Origin of the sequence: Bacillus sp. SIMBA_074 (genome assembly GCF_046534555.1) — a bacterium.
GTDB lineage: Bacteria > Bacillota > Bacilli > Bacillales > Bacillaceae_G > Bacillus_A > Bacillus_A mycoides.
Genome location: NZ_JAWRYM010000269.1, coordinates 1 through 318 on the forward strand (window position 1 = coordinate 1; position 318 = coordinate 318).

Genomic DNA, 318 nt, shown 5'->3' on the forward strand with positions numbered 1-318 from the left:
TCGGCCCTGGAAGATTTCAAACTCGCCCGGGCTCTCTTCGGTTCCCGCGAACAAGCTACCGATCATGATGGCAGAAGCGCCTGCGCCTACAGCTTTTGGCAAATCCCCTGAGTATTTAATGCCGCCATCGGCAATAATTGGAATATTGTACTCGCGAGCTACTTGTGCACAATCGTGGATAGCCGTAATTTGTGGAACTCCAATCCCTGCCACAACACGTGTCGTACAAATTGACCCTGGGCCAATTCCTACTTTTACTACAGATGCCCCTGCTTCGATTAAATCACGGGTAGCTTGTCCGGTTGCAACGTTTCCAGC

At 50.9% G+C, this 318-nt stretch carries 1 protein-coding gene; it reads right to left on the reverse strand.

Annotated elements, in window-relative coordinates; genetic code table 11:
- Positions 1-318 (reverse strand): IMP dehydrogenase (locus SB773_RS30805; protein WP_410594033.1); only part of this gene is annotated, 318 nt, incomplete at both ends.